This window comes from Brumimicrobium glaciale, assembly GCF_004152935.1.
Classification (GTDB): Bacteria; Bacteroidota; Bacteroidia; order Flavobacteriales_D; family Crocinitomicaceae; genus Brumimicrobium; species Brumimicrobium glaciale.
The window spans coordinates 92,819-111,839 of sequence record NZ_SETE01000005.1 but is presented as its reverse complement, the minus strand read 5'-3'; the positions used below and the strand labels follow the sequence as shown (position 1 = coordinate 111,839).

The window sequence follows — 19,021 nt, the reverse complement described above, 5'->3', positions numbered from 1 at the left end:
TTTTTTCTTGATAATTGAAAATTCAATAATGGTCAAATCATTGATTAACGCGATATTGATACCTGAAGCGAATAGTCAAATCTCATACCTAATAATTCAAAGGATTCAAAGGATTCAAGGATTGAAAAATTCAATGATTAAAAAATTCACCATTCAATATTTTTCATTTTTCATTATTTAACGTAGTAAACTAACACTTCCAACGATTTCAACTCTATCTTTATTTCTTGCTTTTTTGAAATTAATTCTCCAAACATAAGCACCCGACGGCGCAAACTTATAGCTATTCGTTCCATAAGTTCCGTCCCATCCAATTGCTGCATCGTTACTTTCAAATACTACTTCTCCCCAACGATTAAAGATTTTTAAATTGTATTCCATTGGATCGAATCCTGTTGTGAAAATCGGTTTAAATGTTTCGTTATACTGATTTCCATCTGGTGTAAACGCATTCGGAATATAGTAGATCAATTCTTCAAAGAATGGGAGATCTAATTTTGCTGTATCTGGACAACCTAAGTTGCTGTATGCTATAAGTTCTACTCCGAAAGTATACTTTTGACCAATAGAATCAACTGAATATTCATGACTTGGATCTGTCGCATTACTGAAATTCTCGTCTCCAAAACTCCAGTCGTAATCTGTAGCTCCTGTCGATTCATTTGTGAAATCAGCAATATTATAAATACTGGTTAGCTCTTTTGGATTCACTGTGAAATCAGCAACTGGATAGTCATCGATGCAGATGAATTTCGTTTTTGTTAAATCATCGACACAACCATTTGTTAATTCCACTTGTAAATTGATATCATAACAACCTGCTTCTGTAAAAATGTGATTTACATTACATCCTGAAATTTGTTCACCTCCATTTATAGTATAAATACATTTATTTGAAACACCAGGTGATGTACTAATAAAGTTAACTTCTTGCGGTGCGCAACCTATTGTTCTATCCGCTACAAAAGATACATCTGGAGAAATTATAACGTCAACATCAACTTGATCTGAAGCTGTACATCCAAAAATAGATGTCCCAATTACAGTATAAGTTACTGTTCCTAATGAAGGAGTAAATGGAACTCCATCGATAACTCCATTGTCCCAAACATAAGTATCTGCCCCACTTCCAGACAGAGTAGCTTCATCACCGTCACAAACTGTAAAATCATTTCCTGCATTCACAATCGGTAATGGATTTATAGTAACTTGAACATCATCTGTAGAAAAACAATTGAACTTTTCCGCAGTAACGGTATAAATTGTTGTTCCAACTGGTGGAATAAAACCAACGCCGTCCACTACTCCATTGTCCCAAGAGATATTTGCTGTATCAGGATTACTCGCTGTTAAAGTTATAGTTTCAGCTTCACATTCTTCAAAGTCAGCTCCAGCATCAACTATTGGTGGAAGAGGATCTGTTAAAGTCATTGTTACATTTTCTGTTGTACTACACGTTAAACACGTTCCTTCAGTAACAGTAAATCCGGTATAAGTTCCTTCAACAAGTCCTGTTATTGTGTATTCTCCAGCAGTATTAGTTGTGATTGAAATTATCGCTCCACCATTATAATTTAGTTCATAAATAGCAGAAGGAGCTAATCCTGAAAGTGTAATTGTTCCTTCGTTTCCAAGACATGTAGTTGGATTTGTGCTCGACACCGTAAAAACTGGATTATACACCTCAATCACAATGATTTGAGTTACATCAATAATGTTTCCGCAATCATCAGTAATGCTATAAATACGCGTGATTTCTTCGCCATTACAAGTATTTGCATCTGTACTTTCTGAAACAAAAGCTACCGTTGGATTTACGGTACAATTATCTGCTTCGTCGGTTACTTCTGTAATATCTGCTAGAGGAACATCAACCAAACAATCTACAAATATTGTATCGGGATTACTCGCTGTTGGTAGAATATCGTCGTTAATCGTAATGGTTTGAACCACATCAATGTTGTTTCCACATTTGTCCTCAATGTTGTAAGTTCTGGTTATTACTTCAGGACAAGTATTCCCATCTGAAACATCGCTAATGTGCGTCACAATTGGAATAGCAGAACAATTATCAGTTTCATCTGTGATTGAGTTAACATCTACAATTGGAACATCTCCGATACATTGAACTAGCGTATCATTCGGCGCTGTCCCTGTTGGTAAAATTATTTCGCTAATTACGATATTTTGCGTACATGAAAGCGTCACTCCACAAGTATCTGCTATTTGATAAGTTCTTGTAATTGTTTCTGGACAAGTTATTCCATCAGAAACTTCACTCAATAAAGTAAATGAGGCTGAATCAATTATACCACCAACTGGAATTGTTGCAGAACCTCCAGCAGCTATAAAAGCATTAAAATCCGCGTAAGGTGCTTGTTCTGAAATGTTACATGAAGCTGTTAAATCTCCCGGACAAGTAATGTCTGTAATTGCTGGAGAAACCGTGATACTCATTTGATCTGAAGAAAAACAATTTACTCTTTCTGCGGTAATGGTATAAAAAGTTGTGCCGACGGGTTGAATAAATCCAACGCCATCCGTTATCCCGTTATTCCAAGTGATGTTCGCATTTTCAGGGTTTATTGCATTTAAAACGATGGTTTCACCTTCGCAATATTGCTGATCTGGTCCAGCGTTAATAATTGCAGCTGTTGGGTCGTTAATGTTGATGGAAACATTTTCTGTAGATGTGCAAGCTGGACAATCTGCATCTGAAACAGTGTAGTTTGTGTAAGAACCTGCTGCAAGTCCTGTTATTAAGTAATCTCCTGTTGCATTTGTTGTGATAGCATTTGTCGTTCCACCATTATAACTCATTTCATAATTTGTGTTTGGCGATAATCCTGAAAGTGTTATTGTTCCATCGCTTCCATCACAAGTTGTTGTTCCTTGTCCTGAAACAGTAAAGTTTGGCGTGTAGGAATCTACAAGAATTGTATGTGTAACATTAATGCTGTTTCCGCAATCATCAGTAACGCTGTAAATTCTCGTAATTATTTCTCCCTTACAGGAGCTTCCGTCTGTACTTTCTGAAACAAAAGCAACTGTTGGATTTGCTGTGCAGTTATCCGCTTCATCTGAAACTACAGAAATATCAACCGCAGGAACATCTGTTAAACACTGAACAATTGTTGAAATATTACTTGATGTTGGCGCGGTATCGTCGTTGATTATAATGGTTTGAATTACATCAATATCATTTCCGTTATCATCTGCAATGTTGTAAGTTCTTGTGATGATTTCTGGACAGGTATTTCCGTTTGAAACATCAGAAACAAAAGTAACCGTTGGAATTGCTGTACAATTATCTGCTTCATCAGTAATTGCGTTTATGTCTGCAACTGGAACATTAGCAAAACATTGCAAAACTAAATTCGCTGGCGCTGTTCCAGTTGGATTAACAATATCAATGATTGTGATTGTTTCTGAAGTACTTGCTGCGCAGCCATTTGAAAGGTTACTACTGTTAGGAGAAAAAGTATAATTGGTAGTCAATTGATTATCAAATACTGGTGACCAAGTACCAATTATTCCATTGTCAGAGCTTGTTGGAAAAGTAAAAACAGCATTTGGGCAAAGTGAATCTGTAAAAGAAAAGCTAGGAATGCTTTGTGGAACAACCTCAATTAATTGCTGAAAACTTACTGGACAACCCGCCGAAACTCCCGAAGAATCCGGCGTAAAAGTATAATTTGTTGTGTTTTGGTTGTCAAAAGCGGGCGACCAAGCTCCAGCTATTCCATTATTGGAAGCTGTTGGGAAAACCAAGGCATCATTGATACAAATAGAATCTGGTAAAGTAAATGTTGGAACTATTTCTGGAACAATTTGCACGGTAAGTTGAACTGTATCTGCACAGAATAAACTTGATGGCGAAAAAGTATAGGTTGTTGTTGCTTGAGAATTGAAAGTAGGCGACCAAGTTCCTGAAATACCGTTGTTAGATGTAGTTGGAAAAACTAAATTTGTTCCTTGACAAACAGGCGGAATAGAATCAAAAATTGGAGTGATAACCGTTGTTAAACTAAGTGTTGTATCTGCTGAATTATTGGTTAAATTGCTCTCCTGAATTACGCCCAATTGAGTAGCGTCTTGGTTGGCAATAACACTTAAATCAAAAGGACTGGTAACATTTGCTGGAATTGTAACGTTAGTTGACATTGCTAAACTGTCTCCAATTAAAATTTCGGAGGGCGTGATAACTGTTCCTAGAAATGTATTGGTGTTTGCGAAAATTGAAACGGGTGTTCCTTGGGGTAGAGTGTCGTTGGAGTTGACGTTTAGGACTGTGAAATCTATTGATAGAGTTTGGTTGTCGCAGAGGTCTTGACCGGTGATGGTTTCTATATTAATTGTGGCGTCTGGGAGTTCTGAGGGGATAGAAGTGATGATGTTTGAGATGAAGCGGATAAGACCAGAAGTAACATCTATTGTTGCAGAATTATCTCCAATATTTATAAAGCCACTGATGTCAAATAAATCTACATCCCTGTTCCAACTGATGTTACTTCCCGTAAAGCTATCTGTGCTATTGAAAGGATTATTTGGGGGGCTTTGCGCATTACTCAATGTATTTCCATTAATTGCAATAGATTGAGTAAAATTTATGTTTGAACTGCCGTTCCATGAAAGACAAGTCATGTTGGCATTATTTGTATTCGTTACGTTCAAGTTGTTAACAGGGAAGGTAACAGAACTACCGATTTGAAGCCCATCATAAATATTTATTTGAACATTAGGTAGTGAGTTGTCAGAATAGACTAAAATAATATTCCATCCTGAATAGTCAAGTGTCTGAAAACAATAACTAGAAGTAAATGGATTCAAATCAAAATTCGTGATTTGGTAAATTCCGTTACCAAAATTTTGAGCATAACTAGTGATGTCTTTGACAGCAGAAAACCAAAATAAGGAGAATGGGGGTGTGCCACTAGCAATTAAATTGGTATAATCAGGGGTTATCAAATTTCCATTTAAAGAAACAGACGTGGCCATGCCATCACTTATACCACTCCAAATTAAATATGCTGCTTCTATTGTCTGGTTTGGATTGAGGTTTAGAGTAGCAGAAGAACTTGTTAAAAACTGACATGTTGAGTTTGTAGAATTATCCGCTGTATTATGAGTGTTACCAATTACTGTATAGTCGTATTTTCCGTTGAATTGTTGGTATAGAGTAATTGGTGTGTTGATAAATTGTGCAAGAAGCTTGTTTGGAACCAGCAATCCAAGTAGCGTTAACCAAATAAAGATGTGTTTATTTACACTCATAGCTTCAAAAATAGAGAAAATTAGTTGAACTCCCATACAGAAAAATTAAAAATAGTTGTTTTTAATTTTGCTATTTCATTTTTTTTTTTTATGAGTTTTAACAATCAATTAAAAACATTACATTATGAAAAAAGTACTTTTATTCGCAAGTTTATTTACTATTACGTTTTCTTTTGGACAATCTAATAGTCTAAGTCAGAACAATATCACTGCTGTTCCTTTTCCTACTCCGTTAGGGTCTTCCTTGGGTCTTGATGAAATCTTCCGTTTTCAAGCTGGAGCAGTTACCCAACTGTCAGGTGGCACAAGTGATTTTACATTTGGTAATACTGATGAATGGTTTTCCTTAGGTAAAGTTCCTGCTGGCGGACAAACATTTTACGGCTCTCGTTTCCAATTCAAAGGAAGTGCTTTGGTAACGGGCTATACAAGTGCAAGTCCAGCGAAACCTCGTATTCAATGGATTCACAATGGCGGCACAACTGCTAAACCATTAGAATTTATCGTAGGAAATGGTTTTGGATCTTTGCCGAGTGGCGGAAATCCTGGAACTCAAGGTACAACTAAATTAGTAGCTATTATGACTCCAAATGGCGCGAACACTTATTTTGGAGAAAATGTTGATGAAGTTTTTCCTTTTGGAGATAATAATGTTACTTCTCCTAAAGTAGGTATCTTCACAAAGGGGCAACTAGGTTTGTCCATCAATAATTTTAATGGATCTTTAATTGCACCTGAAATATTTGGTGCAAAAATTAGAGTACGCCATGTTTCAGATTTCGGTTATGGAATATTTAGTGAATGTTCTGATGGAGGAATGTCAACGGGTGTTTATGGTAAAGCTATAGGTCGAGACGTTTCAACAGGTGTTCATGGTATAAGTATAAATAGTAATGCAAGTGCTTCATATGGAGTAAAAGGTGAAACTGATGCCACTGCTAGTTTTAATGCTGGAATTTATGGTATAGCAGCAAGTACTACAGGTAATAATTTCGCAGGATATTTTAATGGAAATATTATGACAACCGCGGGTACATTCCTTATATCTGACGCCAAATTAAAGAACGAAATTTCAAATGAGATTAATGTACTTGAAAAGATTTCTTTACTTAGACCGGTAACTTATAATTTCAATAAAACAGATGGGCTTGTACTTCCAGAGATAAACCAACACGGTTTTATATCACAAGAAATGGCAGAAGTCTTCCCAGAATTAACCAAAGACGTAACTCAACCAGTTTTTGATGAAGACGGTAAGATAGTTTCTGATATTTCTTACAAAGCCATTAACTATACAGGTTTAATCTCTGTTTTAACCGCAGGAATTCAGGAGTTGAACACTGAATTAGTTGAAGAAATAAAATCAGTTCGCGAGGAATTATCATCTGTTAAAGATGAATTAGCAGAATACAAAGCCAACGACAAAATAAGAGAAAGCTTAGTTCAAGCCAGTCGTGAGGTATCTGATTACTCAATGGAACAAAACACACCTAATCCATTCAATGATAGAACCGTAATTCGCTACCAATTAGCTTCTGAGGTTAATCAAGCTTCAATTACTATTTTTAACTTAAACGGAGGATTTGTTAAGGATTATCCACTTGAAGAAAACAAAGGTGAAATTACAATTTTGGCTTCTGAGGTTGGGAAAGGAATGTTTATTTATTCACTTACAAGAAATGGACAAGAGATAATGTCTAAGAGAATGATAGTTAGGTAAATAATGATTAATTATTAAGGTTTAATTATTAACGCGATAGGGGTGGTTGTTTGTGGTACAGACTTCAATTGCAGACCGTTTTGTTATTCAAAATTAATTTTAAACTGGTAAATATGATATGTTAGATTTATATATTTTTGATGAATAGAAACCTCTGAGAGTTTTGGCTTTTGGAGGTTTTTTTATTGGTTGTTGGCTTTGATTGTTACCTGTGACAATGCTCAGTCAACGAAGAGTAATCCGTTGACTCATGGTAGCCGAAGTTAACGCAAACGCTGAAAGCAGCAATCCTAAAGCAAAACTCTAGTTATAAATCAAAACCTCTTTCTTCCCTTCTGAATCTCTGCATCCGCGGTACATTCCTTCGGTATTAAATGGCATTGCGATATCTCCTTTTGCGTTTACAGCAATCAATCCGCCATCTCCACCGATTTTTAGAATACGCTTATTGATAACTTCATCAGCCGCTTTTTCTAATGAATAATTTTTGTGTTCAATTAAACACGCTACGTCATAAGCAACAACTCCACGAATGAAGAATTCACCACTTCCTGTGCAGGAGATTGCGCAAGTTTCATTGTTGGCGTAGTTTCCAGCTCCAACCATAGGACTGTCTCCAATTCTACCAAATTTCTTGTTGGTCATTCCACCAGTGCTTGTTGCAGCGGCTATGTTTCCGTTTTTATCGCAAGCAACAGCTCCAACAGTTCCAAATTTTGAATCTTTAGATTTAGAATGATCCAATTGAAAACTATCCGTGTCTTTTATTTCTAGCCATTGTTTATGACGTAAATCATCGTAGAAATATGAATCAGGTTCAGTCGTATAGCCATTCATTTTAGCGAAAATCATCGCTCCTTCAGCTGCTAGGAAAACGTGTTCGCTTTTTTCCATGACATCTCTAGCTAAAGAAATTGGGTTTTTGATTCCAGAAATTAAAGAGATTGCTCCAGCGTTTAGATTTTTTCCTTCCATAATAGAAGCATCCATTTCATGCGTTTCATTGGCGGTAAAAACACTTCCTTTTCCAGCGTTAAAAAGTGGGGAATCTTCTAGAATATTTACAGCAATTTCAACAGCATCGACTGATGACTTTCCATCTTCGAGTGCTTTGTAGCCCGCATCAAGCGCTTTTTCTAGGTCTGCTTTGTATCGTAATTCCAATTCTGGAGTCATCATACCTTTAACGAGTGTACCGGCACCGCCGTGAATTGCTATTGAAAATTTCATTTGAAGAGTTTATTATTTGATTGATACAAAGTTAGAAAATGGATTGAAATTAGAATGTTCTAATTATTCTATTTGAATGTTTTTTTTGGATGATTTTAAAACTATTCATTGGTTTCAAATTTATAGGCTATGCTGGAAATTGAACTAATAGACCAATAGTTCACAAACAAACTTTAATTTATCGTTTGATTATATTAAATATGTGTTCTTGGTTTTCACCAATTTTAAGATAATATAGTCCATTTTGAATATTTGAAATATCTATACTTGGATTATCATTTATCAGTTTTCCTTTACGAAGAACTTTGCCCATTTGATTAATCAAAATATAATTTCTATTGTGAAGATCGGTTTTGGATTTTATATAAATGAAATCACTTGCTGGAACAGGATAAATGAAATAGTCATTTTTAATATAAATTTCTGAAATGGACAAGAGATTTGATAAATGTTCATCCAAATATGGAGTTAAATCTATTATATGTAGCTTTTGAATGATGTTGGATTGTGAAAATTTTTCATTAGAAATATAATATTTGAATCCATTTGAAGAGGTGATTCCCTCAACTTGGTGGAATGGGAGTGATAAATTGATTTTTCTTTTATTTCCCCTAGTAAAAAAATCTCCTTTAAAATCATAAATCAGATAAATGAAGGGACTCAGCAATTTTGAATAACCTGACAATGCGATAATATTTTTTGACTCTAGATAAACGGCTCCTGTGATTAATCCTTCAACATTTATGGTTGATTTTAATCTTGCATTATAGGAACCAGGGACTTTAGGAAGGGAATAGATTTTAGTCTTTTCACTTATCCATTGTTTTGTAAATAAGTAAATACTGTCTTTTGAGACAATAAAAGCTTCACAATCAAATTCAGTAATATTGGATCCTGTATTTGTAAAATCAGTTTGATCTGAATAAGAAAAATATATCGTATCGACAATTGGAAAATTAGTAAGTAAAGAAACTTTTGAGATTCTTAAAATTTTTAAATCTGTTCGATTTCCACTTATATTGTTTCCAAAGTCACCAATATATACAAAACTACTGTCTTGGGAAATCTCTTCCCAATCAACAGGTTCTCCAGCAATCGGAGGGTTTGATGTGCTAAATAATTCGATAGTTTCATTCAGATTGCCATTCAAAGTATCTAAACCATAAATTATTGATTGACCGCCGCTGTCATTATGGGTCCATAATTTATCATTCCACTTTATTAATCCAGATGTTTCTGAGATTGCGTTTTCTAAAATAGAGCTTGAATTAGGCGTTATTGTGTCTGAAATATAAATACAACTGCCATTGTTTTCTGATGCCACTGAATTGAAATTAAGGGCTTTTGAATCGGTACAACCAGTTACCTGTGCGTTTAAATCGTTTAGTATAAATAAAAAACTCGAAATGGTTAAAAAAAATATTTTCTTCATGTTGGTTTAGAATGGTTTGAAAATAGGAAAAAAATAATTGGTTTAAATATAAATATCTTGTTGTTATGCTTTTATCATAATATGTTTAGGCTTTTCTTGGTCTCAGTAATAATTAAAACTATGCACTTTAGCTGCTAAAAACCTTTGTCAAACATTAGATTTGCGATGTTAGAAAAAAGACAGAAAGTCTAATATCTAACATCTTAATTTTTTTGATAGAAATAAAATTTTATTCTCAAATGAACCTATAGTGTTTTAAGACCTAATGGTTCAGTTCTATCTTTTCTCAAAATCTGATTTTTTAATTTTATACCAATGGTGTTTTGCTCCATCATACATAAACTTCTCAGTACAACTAAAACCAATTTTGTATAGTATATGGTTTGATGCTCTATTTTTAGAATCTGTAATTGCATAAACTTCCTTTGCATCTAATTTAGTGAAAGCATATTTTAAAGAAGCCAATGCAGCTTCAGTTGCAAATCCTTGATTCCAGTATTTTTGAATGATTCGATAACCTAAATCATAATAATTAATATGATTGTTTGTTTCTTCTGTAACAAATTTTAGGCCTGCCCAACCCATGAAGGCATTGGTTTTCTTGTCGACTATTGCCCATCGCCCAATTCCGTTCTCTTCGTATTGTTTTCTAATAAAATCGATTACCTCAACAAGCTTTTCTTTGTAAATTACAGGTTCATTGCCTAAATATTTATGTACAGCTGGATCGGAGTCTAACGCGAACAATCCATCTATATCAGTAGAAATAATTTCTCTTAAAATTAATCTATCTGTTTCTGCGTATATTTTCATTCTGAAGCATATTTTGGGTAATATTAGACGATTTATTAATCTTTTATTAGATAATTTCTCATTTTATCTTCAATATACGTATTATTGTATAAAGTTTTATACGCACCATTCAATTTAATTATGCTATCAATATTGATGATTATTATAGTGCTTTCGAATTGTTCATCTAGCTTTATCTTCTAAAAACCTTTATATCAAACATTATATTTTAGGAAAAAGACAAAAAGTCTAATTTTTGTCTAATGTCTAATGTCTAACATCTAACATCAAAATCGCTAGCCATAGAATTCTATTCTCAAATGATCCTCAGGCACTTTTAGTCCCTAGTGGTTCAGTTCAATTTGTTTGAAGCTAATTTGACCAATACTTTAAAAAGCTAAGGCAAAATAGAGCAATAGCGTTTGAATTATCATCAAGGATTTTAATTTTAGTCAAATAAACATTAAGTTTTCAATCCTTTACTCTTTAGGTTTTTCGGGCTGATCATCTTTATTGAATTTCTCAATATTTTCATATTTTACTTGTCTATTTTCCCATCTGTCACGTGCAAATTTTTGCATGTCAGTTACAGTATCTTTTTCATCCATAATCTCTAATCCAAGTAAAGTTTCAATAATGTCTTCCATAGATACGATTCCGTCCACACCGCCATATTGGTCTACGATTAAAGCGATATGGTCTTTTTTCTCCAATAGACTTTCCCAAAGAGTGAAGAGCACTGTGAAGTTTGGAACTTTTAAAATAGAATGTTTTAAATCTTTCAGTTTTAGATTTTGATTTCCTTCAGCCAAATGTTCAAAAACCTCTTGCCTCATAACGTAGCCAGTGATGTTTTCAATGTTTTCAGAGTAAACTGGAATTCTAGAGAATTTTAAATATTCTTTATCCTTTAAGAATTCATTTAAATTCATGTTTTCATCTGCTGTAGCTAAGACAACTCGCGGAGTCATAATTTCCTTAACTTTTATATTTTTTAATTTTAGAATATTTTGAATGATTTTGTTCTCTTTACTTGAGAATAGACCTTCTTCTGTTCCTATACTTGCTAAAGCAGCTATTTCGGCTCTACTTGTTGTGTTTTCATTATCGTTTTTGGAAAACATTTTTGTGATTAATGCAGATAAAATCACAAAAGGGTAAGTGATGAAGATTGTTACTTTAATAATTTTGTAAACGGGCTTTGTTAACTTTCTCCAGAATCTAGCTCCAATTGTTTTTGGGATAATTTCAGTTAAAAATAGAATCAATAATGTTAAAACAGCGGAAACAATTCCGAAAGATGCTTCACCAAATACTTTGACTGCTTGAGCACCAACTCCTGCCGCACCAATGGTATGTGCTACGGTGTTTAAAGTTAAAATAGCTGACAAAGGTTTGTCGATATTCATTTTTAACTCACTGAATGGTTGAGCCCAAACTTTCCCTTCGTTTTGTTTGACAATAAGATAAGATTGTGGAATGGAGAGTAAAACAGATTCCATTATCGAGCATAAAAAGGAAATAAATAAAGCGATGAATAAATAGACAAATAATGCTACCATTTTTTCTAATTAGTTTTGGTGTAGTTTACTATGCTGTGCGATTTCAATCAATTGTTAGCTGAATATAAATAATCAATTGAGTATAATGTGAATTAATCTACTAAAAGTATATCCTAAAAATACAAAATCTATAAAAAGGAGTATGGTTTCAATTCCAATTTTACCAAATAGAAGTGTTTTTTAACAGAATCAAAACCTTAATAACTGTCTCTTGGAATTTAAAGTTTTAAAACCTTCTTTCAACAACTCTTTTGGGCGCTTTTGTTGGATCTATGATAATTTCAAAATCAATAATTCCCAAAACTAAATTTTCTTCCGTGATCACATCTACTTTCCAGAAGCCGGGTTTCACGTTGTTTTTGAAAGTATAACCACGAAAACCTTCATCTCTTCCGCCTGTTATTTCATAGCCGATGTTATCAGTAATTTCCCAAGTTTTTGTTGCTTCATTATACCATTTCCATCGGTGGAAGACTGGTTTTGTAATTTGTGTTGGAGCAAAAATTGAGGTAAAAACATAAACACTTTCATCTGGTTTGTGAATGTATTTTATTCTGTGATCTCGCCAAAATATATACCAATCGTCTCGTTCGTAGATTACAACATAGTCACCATTAACTTTCTCGACATTATGTGCGACCATTCCTGAATCTAAAGCCAATGGAACAGGAGGGATGAGGTTTGTGAAATAGAATAAATTGATTGTTGCGTACATTGTTAAAATAATAGCAACCAACTTTTTAATGCGAATTTCAGCCCTTGTGCTTGGACTTTTTCTATATGTAAATGTGATAAGTGAAAGTGTAACAACCAAACTCACAAAACCAGAAATGAGAAAGATATTGGTATTCATTTGTTTTATGAAAACCGGAATCATAAACGTGAAAAACGTAAAACTGATAAAAAAGTAGACACTAAACTGCAGGTATTTATTAGAAATCCGTTTTTTCAGCATTTCATTGGCGAAAAGTAAAGCCACCAAAATAACGAAGAAAGTTATGGTTTTAGAAAGGGAAACACTCCTTGAAAAGTAAATCACGTAAGCACTGGAAAGTCCACCAAATGAGAACTGAATAGCCAAAGGCAAATACATTTGATAACCATCTAAAAGTGTGTTTTTCCACCTGCCGTCATCCACGCGATTATACACATAAATCACAACAGTTAAAAAAGTCATGTGTGCGCACAAAATGGTTAAGTCATAAATACGATCTATTCGTCCAAGCGTAAGAGAATCAAAAATAAATCCTCCAATAAAGAATATAACGGGAGCATATTTATTGTTTCTCCGAATGAATTTTCGAAAGCCACTATTCTTAAATTTTTGTACTGTTCTGTTCATGCATTTTTAGAATGGATTGAAAGTAGGTAAAAAGATTTATAATTGATATGCTTATTGGTTGATTTTAAATATTATTAGGAAATATATTTAGAGCTTTGTTCTAAATCATTTTTTTGATTGAAGGATCTATTTTAAATTAGTGATTAATAGCCGTTTTTGTCGGTTTGGATAGCATGTATTATAGTTGGTTTATTTCCTGATATTTAAATGGGGAACCCTTCAATTAATCCATCATCCAAATCAACTGCCTCGTTAATCATTAAAAATTTACTGTAATAATTAACCGTCCGATTCCTATCGGATAACAATTAGTTTTTTACTAAGAACTGCTTCCTGTGAATCAAATCTCCATCTTTCGAATTCAGCTGTAAAACATACATTCCGCTTGACAATTTACTTACATCGATTTGTTTTGATTCCACGTCTCCTTTATTGATGAGTAAACCTTGAGTATTGTAAATTACATATTGCAAGTCCTCTTTTTCTATTTCAATATTTAAAATTGAGCTTGTCGGATTTGGGTAGATGTTTACTTCATTGATTTCATTTTCTTCCAGTCCCAAATATCCAAAAACAATGTTTTTACAATAATTATCATTTGTAATATTCATGTCTGTTTTGAAATTTGAGTGACTTGTATAAACACAGATACCAGCTGAAATTAAACTATCCGAGAAATAGTTGTTATTGGTATGAATTAATCCCAATGAAATCCACATTGAGTCGTTTGGAGCAAGGTTTAAATTAGAGAATTGTTCTGAATAAACCGCAGATCCACAAAATCCTTGTGCGATGTAGTGATTGATTCGACAGTCGTCTAAGGTGTTATTTCCAAAATTTTTAATCAATACATCAGCCCATAATTTTATTTCGAAAACACCTTCTATTCCTTGTGCAGGAACTGCCGAAACTTGTGTTTGTTGAATATCAATTACTCCAATATCAGTTGTGTTAATTATTGCATCTTGAGTTGATTTTCTAGAATAATCCAAATGGCGAATTGATGTAAACATTGTGAGCTCATAGTTTTCCGAAACAGTGAAATGTAAATCATTAAAATCTTTTTCAGTTGCAATATCAAGTTTTATTGGAATAGTAAGGAGATTTATTAATCCAAATTGATGATCCAATGTTATTATAAATTGGTCATTCAATCCATGACTTATAAATTCGATTTGATTATTATCAACCTTCAAATTCGAATATCCAGTGTAACCAACTAAGTTATTCGCTTCGATTTCTTGAAAATTGGTATCAAAACTAAAAATACTGTCCGAAGTCAAAGCGTAAAGCGTATCGTTTAGCACTTTCATTCCTTGAATATGTGTACTAAATCTAAGCGAAGCTGTCAAATTTCCATTATTATCAAAACCAAAAATCGAATCTTTTTTATATGCGATTTTATCATAATTAGTAAATTCTGAAATACTTTCTAGCTCTGAATTGGCTAAACTTAAACTATCCATTAAGGTTCCTCCTGAGCTCATGGTATAGATCTTAGATTCAGTTGCGGTTTTGTAATTAAACAGTAATTCATTGTTATCATTCAATGACAAACCACTTATGATAACTTCATTACAGAACTCATCAAACCAAGTTTTTGTCCACCCTAGATTCCCATTTGCATCAAACTTTTGAATAAATCGAAAACATTCTGACCCCACATCGCATGAAGGCCAGCCCCAACCAGAAAGATAAATTCCACCATTTTCAGATGGAATGATTTTAAATTCAATCATTGCGTCTGAAGGGTTTGGCTCGATAAGGCTACTCCAAACAATATTTTCTAAGGTATCTACTTTGTTTAATGTATATGTCGTGGCATAGTTATCTCCATTGGGCTGATATTTAATGAAGTAAGAATATTCATCAACAACTGTCATTCCCATTGACATTTGAGAATATTCGTCATTAAGTGCTATTTCGCCATTTAATCCTTGACCAAAACTAGCTAAGGATATGAAGAGTGCCGTAATAAGGGTTGTAATTTTCATAGTGAGTTGTGTTTTATTAGTTTTTTAAACTATTGGTAATGTTAGTTATAAGTGTTGACTAAGTTAAGGTGAAAAAACAAAAAAAACAATTTTCTTATTGTTCAAATAAAAATAGATTTATAAGTTTTTCAACTTTCTTACAACTCCATCACCAAAACAATCCCAAGCGAGTTCATTCTGCCCAGTTTTTGTTTATCATTGATGATCAATTGCTTATTGCTTGATGAGAATTTGCTCAAATCATATTGTAATCCGTAGTTAAATCCGAGATGAAAATTTGTGTATAATTCAAAGATAAGTCCGACACCTAATTGTGCTCCGAAATTCCATTCTTCAAAGATGTTTTTATGAGTGGAATTTAGAAAACGATATTCATCTTCAAAAATGTAGTTGGCATATACTCCGAGATTGGGAATAATGCTGAAATGATCAGAAATTGTGTAATCGAGAATAGCCAGTAATGGAATTTTGAGCAACTTTCTTTCATGATGAAAATTTCCATTTATGTTAAAACCATCACCTGACAATTCATTTAAACCAATACCTGTAGCTATTCCTAATTTCTGGGTGACCCTATATTTTAATAATATATCAGCGCTATTGCTGTTCATATTGTAGTTGGGATCCGAATCATTTTCCATCACGCCAAATCCAATTCCACCATAAGCTAGAATGTTGAAATCATAATGCTTTATTTGAGCTTGAGTAGGATTGATGATCCAAATAAGAATTAATAATAGAAAGTATTTTGATGATTTCATGCGTTTGAACATTTCATAATTGGCTTCTAAAAGTAATAGACTAAGCTAGCCTTATTTGTAACGTTTTTTAAATTATAATCTAACTTCGAAATTAATCAAATGAACGAGTTTAAGGAATAGTAGTTGAATTATTTAATGAATCTTGAAATTACCCAACGATTTTTAACAAACCCTGTAATTCATAATTCCAATAATCCATAACTGATTATTATACACAATTCGTAATTCTTTAATTCGTAATTCTCTATTTAATAGCGTACACAAAAATCACAGCATTCAAAATCATATAGAAAAGAGCGGGTGTGGAAACCTTAAGGCCATCTTTTAACCTCAATCTTACAATCACTCCAAAAAACATGAGTAGTGCCAGACCTAGAGAAGACAAAATTAAAAGTAGATTGAACTTTAGTCCAAGCAGTAAACCAGATGCTCCTAAAAATTGCAGGACAATGACTATTAAACCAAATTTCTCTAGTTTGAACCGCTCAAATTCTCCCTTCATTTTGGTAGAAGTAAAGTAGAATAGGGTGTAAGCAAAAAACGACAAACTAGAGATTAGAATGCAAATTGTAATAATGTCCATTTCTAAATTTTAGTATGATTGATAGGCTACATAAAGACTTAAAATCAATAGAATAAGTGATGGTAAATGCTTGATGAATGGATTCTTTATTTTGAAGTGAAAAAATTGTGCTGATAACATAAAAAATGCCATTAGAACAGCGGGAATGAAAACCAATTCTGGATACCAAATTCCAACGACAAGCAATGTTGACAAAACAGTTTTAGAAAAACCAACAAAACTTCTTGTGACCAAACTTAATCCAAATTGATTAAATTCTTTTTCTACGTTATGAAATCTAAGAATCCATACGAAAGCAACTGATATTGCGATTGCTAATTGTACTACATGTGTAAAGTTATCCATAATTAATAAATTAAATTTTCCTTACTCATGAGGCTTTTCTGATTCCGCCCTATTTTTTGAAATGAGTTTCGTTCTCCTTGCAGATTTTAATTTCTACCCTATAATAACAAATGTTTAGAATAATTGTTTTTAAGAATTATTCGGAATGAAGATATAATTCAATCAAATATACTATTCTGTTTTTGATATTTTCAATAAATTATGAATGAGATGTTTTTGATTCAATTATTAATAGCAATAAGCAGTCTTGTGTGTACTTGTAATTTATTATATTGTGCCATTAAATATTACTTATGAAAACAAACAGAATGAAAACAAAAACGTTTATTAAGCAAGGATTATTCCTTTTTGGGATGGCAGTACTCTCTAATATTTCATTTGCTCAAGATTTAACAATTGATGATGTGAAAATTTTTGAGGGAGCTGGCGATGTTGATAAAATCGGGTTTTATAGTGTTTATCAGGCAGATGGTGAAAAAGGAAAATTTAGAAATTACACAGTAAATTTCGTAGATTACGATTACAACACAATAGGAAAGGATAAAATTCAACTTTCTAAAAGAGCAGATGTTATTCACTCTGAGAGTAATGATTCTCATTTGGCCATTTCTTTCGGTGATCTAAAAGAGAAGAAACATGTTGTTTATAGTTTTGATAAAAATGGATCTATTGCTGGGAAATTAGATTTGGAGAAAGGCAAGCTATATGATTCAAAAATTTACAAGTCGCCGAATGGATTTGTTATTTCAAATACAATCAGACATAAATTGATGTCAGCAGAATCAACAATCGAAATCATTATGGTTGATAATGAGATGAATAAATTATGGACCAAAACATTTGAGAAAGGAAAGGCCATATCTGTTACCGATATTCTTTCTACTGAAAACGGCGTTGCTGTAGTTTATACTTCTGGAAAAGGGATGTCTATAGAGAATTATAGTCAAAACATGATTCGATTAGATAATTCTGGAGAAGTTGTTTTTGATGAAGTTTTTGCAAATAACTTTTATTATTACCCAAATAAAATATTGCTCGACGATGAAAATACTTACATTTTTGGTTCATATCCTGAAGAAGGTAAAGTGAAGCCAGAAGGTGTTTTCGGAATTGGATTTTCTCCAAATGGTGATATTGTAATGAAAGAAGAAGTGAGTTTTGAGATGGATATTATTCCAGTTGCAAAAGACTTAATGACCGAAGAGCAATTGAACGTTAAGGATGCCCCTCAATTTATTGTGAACGATGTAGTTAAAACAGATGACGGTTTTTATCTGATTACAGAAACTATTCGTTTACGTCCATCATTAGGCGGTTCTATCAATGTTGGTGGTGGTGGAGCAGGAGGTTCAATAACAGTGAATACTGCTTTCTTGATGGGTGACTTTATAATTTTAAAATTCAATAAGGATTTGGGTTTAGATAAAATTAAATTTGTAACCAAAGAGGAGAACAAAATTGTTGTTGAAGGAATGGTTACTAATGTTAATACGTATGCAAGTATGTTTAAAAGTAAAAATATCAGTAATTATCAGTTCTGGGTAGAAAATAGTGATGGAAATCCAGCTATGGTTTATACAATTATTGAAGGTTATAGAAATAAAGTAAGGGTTGGAATTGCAGATATTACTACAGAAGCGTTAATCACAGAATCAGAGCCAATTGAATCCGAAATGGGGAAAATTAAAAAAGTTGAATCATTCAACGTTTTGAAAAATGAAGCAGGCAGACTATCTGTACTAATTTATAAAAACAAGATGATTTCTTATTATAATTTCGATTACTAAGCAAGTTGTCTATATAACTTACTAATTCCGTTAAATTAATAAAAGTGCTTAAAGAATGTATTTCCTTAAGCACTTTTTTTAATGTATTTTTAGTTCAATATTATCTATTGCAATCCAGCAATGTCAACTACTTCTTCCGTTTCTTTTGTATAATCTATTTCATCATAATTAAATCCGAAAAGATGAAAGAGAAATAGTA

At 33.0% G+C, this 19,021-nt stretch carries 12 protein-coding genes; 2 read left to right on the top strand and 10 right to left on the bottom strand.

Annotation, left to right across the window (positions count from 1 at the left end; all coding sequences use genetic code 11):
• Nucleotides 1-177 precede the first annotated feature (177 nt).
• Nucleotides 178-5,310 (bottom strand): T9SS type B sorting domain-containing protein, encoded by a 5,133-nt coding sequence (locus ERX46_RS12200; protein WP_130094155.1) that lies wholly within the window; start codon nucleotides 5,308-5,310, stop codon nucleotides 178-180.
• Between the two features lie 88 nt (nucleotides 5,311-5,398).
• Between ERX46_RS12200 and ERX46_RS12195 the strand changes: the two genes are divergently transcribed.
• Nucleotides 5,399-6,994 carry a tail fiber domain-containing protein gene (locus ERX46_RS12195; protein ID WP_130094154.1) on the top strand — a complete coding sequence of 532 codons (1,596 nt, stop codon included), beginning with the start codon at nucleotides 5,399-5,401 and terminating at the stop codon, nucleotides 6,992-6,994.
• 303 nt (nucleotides 6,995-7,297) lie between these two features.
• Here the strand turns inward: ERX46_RS12195 and ERX46_RS12190 are convergent, their stop codons facing one another.
• The 9 genes from ERX46_RS12190 to ERX46_RS12150 all read right to left on the bottom strand — a co-directional run bounded on the left by ERX46_RS12190 (nucleotide 7,298) and on the right by ERX46_RS12150 (nucleotide 17,035).
• On the bottom strand, nucleotides 7,298-8,224 hold the full coding sequence (locus tag ERX46_RS12190; protein WP_130094153.1) for an isoaspartyl peptidase/L-asparaginase family protein: 927 nt from the start codon (nucleotides 8,222-8,224) through the stop codon (nucleotides 7,298-7,300).
• Between the two features lie 178 nt (nucleotides 8,225-8,402).
• Nucleotides 8,403-9,656, bottom strand: a complete 1,254-nt coding sequence (locus ERX46_RS12185; RefSeq protein ID WP_165366227.1) for a T9SS type A sorting domain-containing protein — start codon at nucleotides 9,654-9,656, stop codon at nucleotides 8,403-8,405.
• Between the two features lie 276 nt (nucleotides 9,657-9,932).
• A complete protein-coding gene (locus ERX46_RS12180) occupies nucleotides 9,933-10,469 on the bottom strand; it encodes a GNAT family N-acetyltransferase (RefSeq protein ID WP_130094152.1) in 537 nt (178 codons plus the stop codon).
• Between the two features lie 458 nt (nucleotides 10,470-10,927).
• Entirely contained in the window at nucleotides 10,928-12,010 is a 1,083-nt protein-coding gene (locus ERX46_RS12175; RefSeq protein WP_130094151.1) for a CNNM domain-containing protein, read from the bottom strand.
• Between the two features lie 226 nt (nucleotides 12,011-12,236).
• Nucleotides 12,237-13,352: a DUF2914 domain-containing protein gene (locus tag ERX46_RS12170; RefSeq protein WP_130094150.1), complete on the bottom strand. Its 1,116-nt coding sequence runs from the start codon at nucleotides 13,350-13,352 to the stop codon at nucleotides 12,237-12,239.
• Between the two features lie 308 nt (nucleotides 13,353-13,660).
• Nucleotides 13,661-15,346, bottom strand: a complete 1,686-nt coding sequence (locus ERX46_RS12165; protein WP_130094149.1) for a T9SS type A sorting domain-containing protein — start codon at nucleotides 15,344-15,346, stop codon at nucleotides 13,661-13,663.
• Nucleotides 15,347-15,483: 137 nt separating this feature from the next.
• On the bottom strand, nucleotides 15,484-16,107 hold the full coding sequence (locus ERX46_RS12160; RefSeq protein ID WP_165366226.1) for a porin family protein: 624 nt from the start codon (nucleotides 16,105-16,107) through the stop codon (nucleotides 15,484-15,486).
• A gap of 244 nt (nucleotides 16,108-16,351) precedes the next feature.
• Nucleotides 16,352-16,690 (bottom strand): DoxX family protein, encoded by a 339-nt coding sequence (locus ERX46_RS12155; RefSeq protein WP_130094147.1) that lies wholly within the window; start codon nucleotides 16,688-16,690, stop codon nucleotides 16,352-16,354.
• Nucleotides 16,691-16,699: 9 nt separating this feature from the next.
• The gene (locus tag ERX46_RS12150; RefSeq protein WP_130094146.1) at nucleotides 16,700-17,035 is read right to left on the bottom strand and encodes a DoxX family protein; all 336 of its coding nucleotides are present in this window, start codon (nucleotides 17,033-17,035) and stop codon (nucleotides 16,700-16,702) included.
• 308 nt (nucleotides 17,036-17,343) lie between these two features.
• On the opposite strand from ERX46_RS12150, the gene ERX46_RS12145 reads away from it, so the two are divergent.
• Nucleotides 17,344-18,822: a DUF6770 family protein gene (locus ERX46_RS12145; protein WP_130094145.1), complete on the top strand. Its 1,479-nt coding sequence runs from the start codon at nucleotides 17,344-17,346 to the stop codon at nucleotides 18,820-18,822.
• The last annotated feature ends 199 nt before the right edge of the window (nucleotides 18,823-19,021 follow it).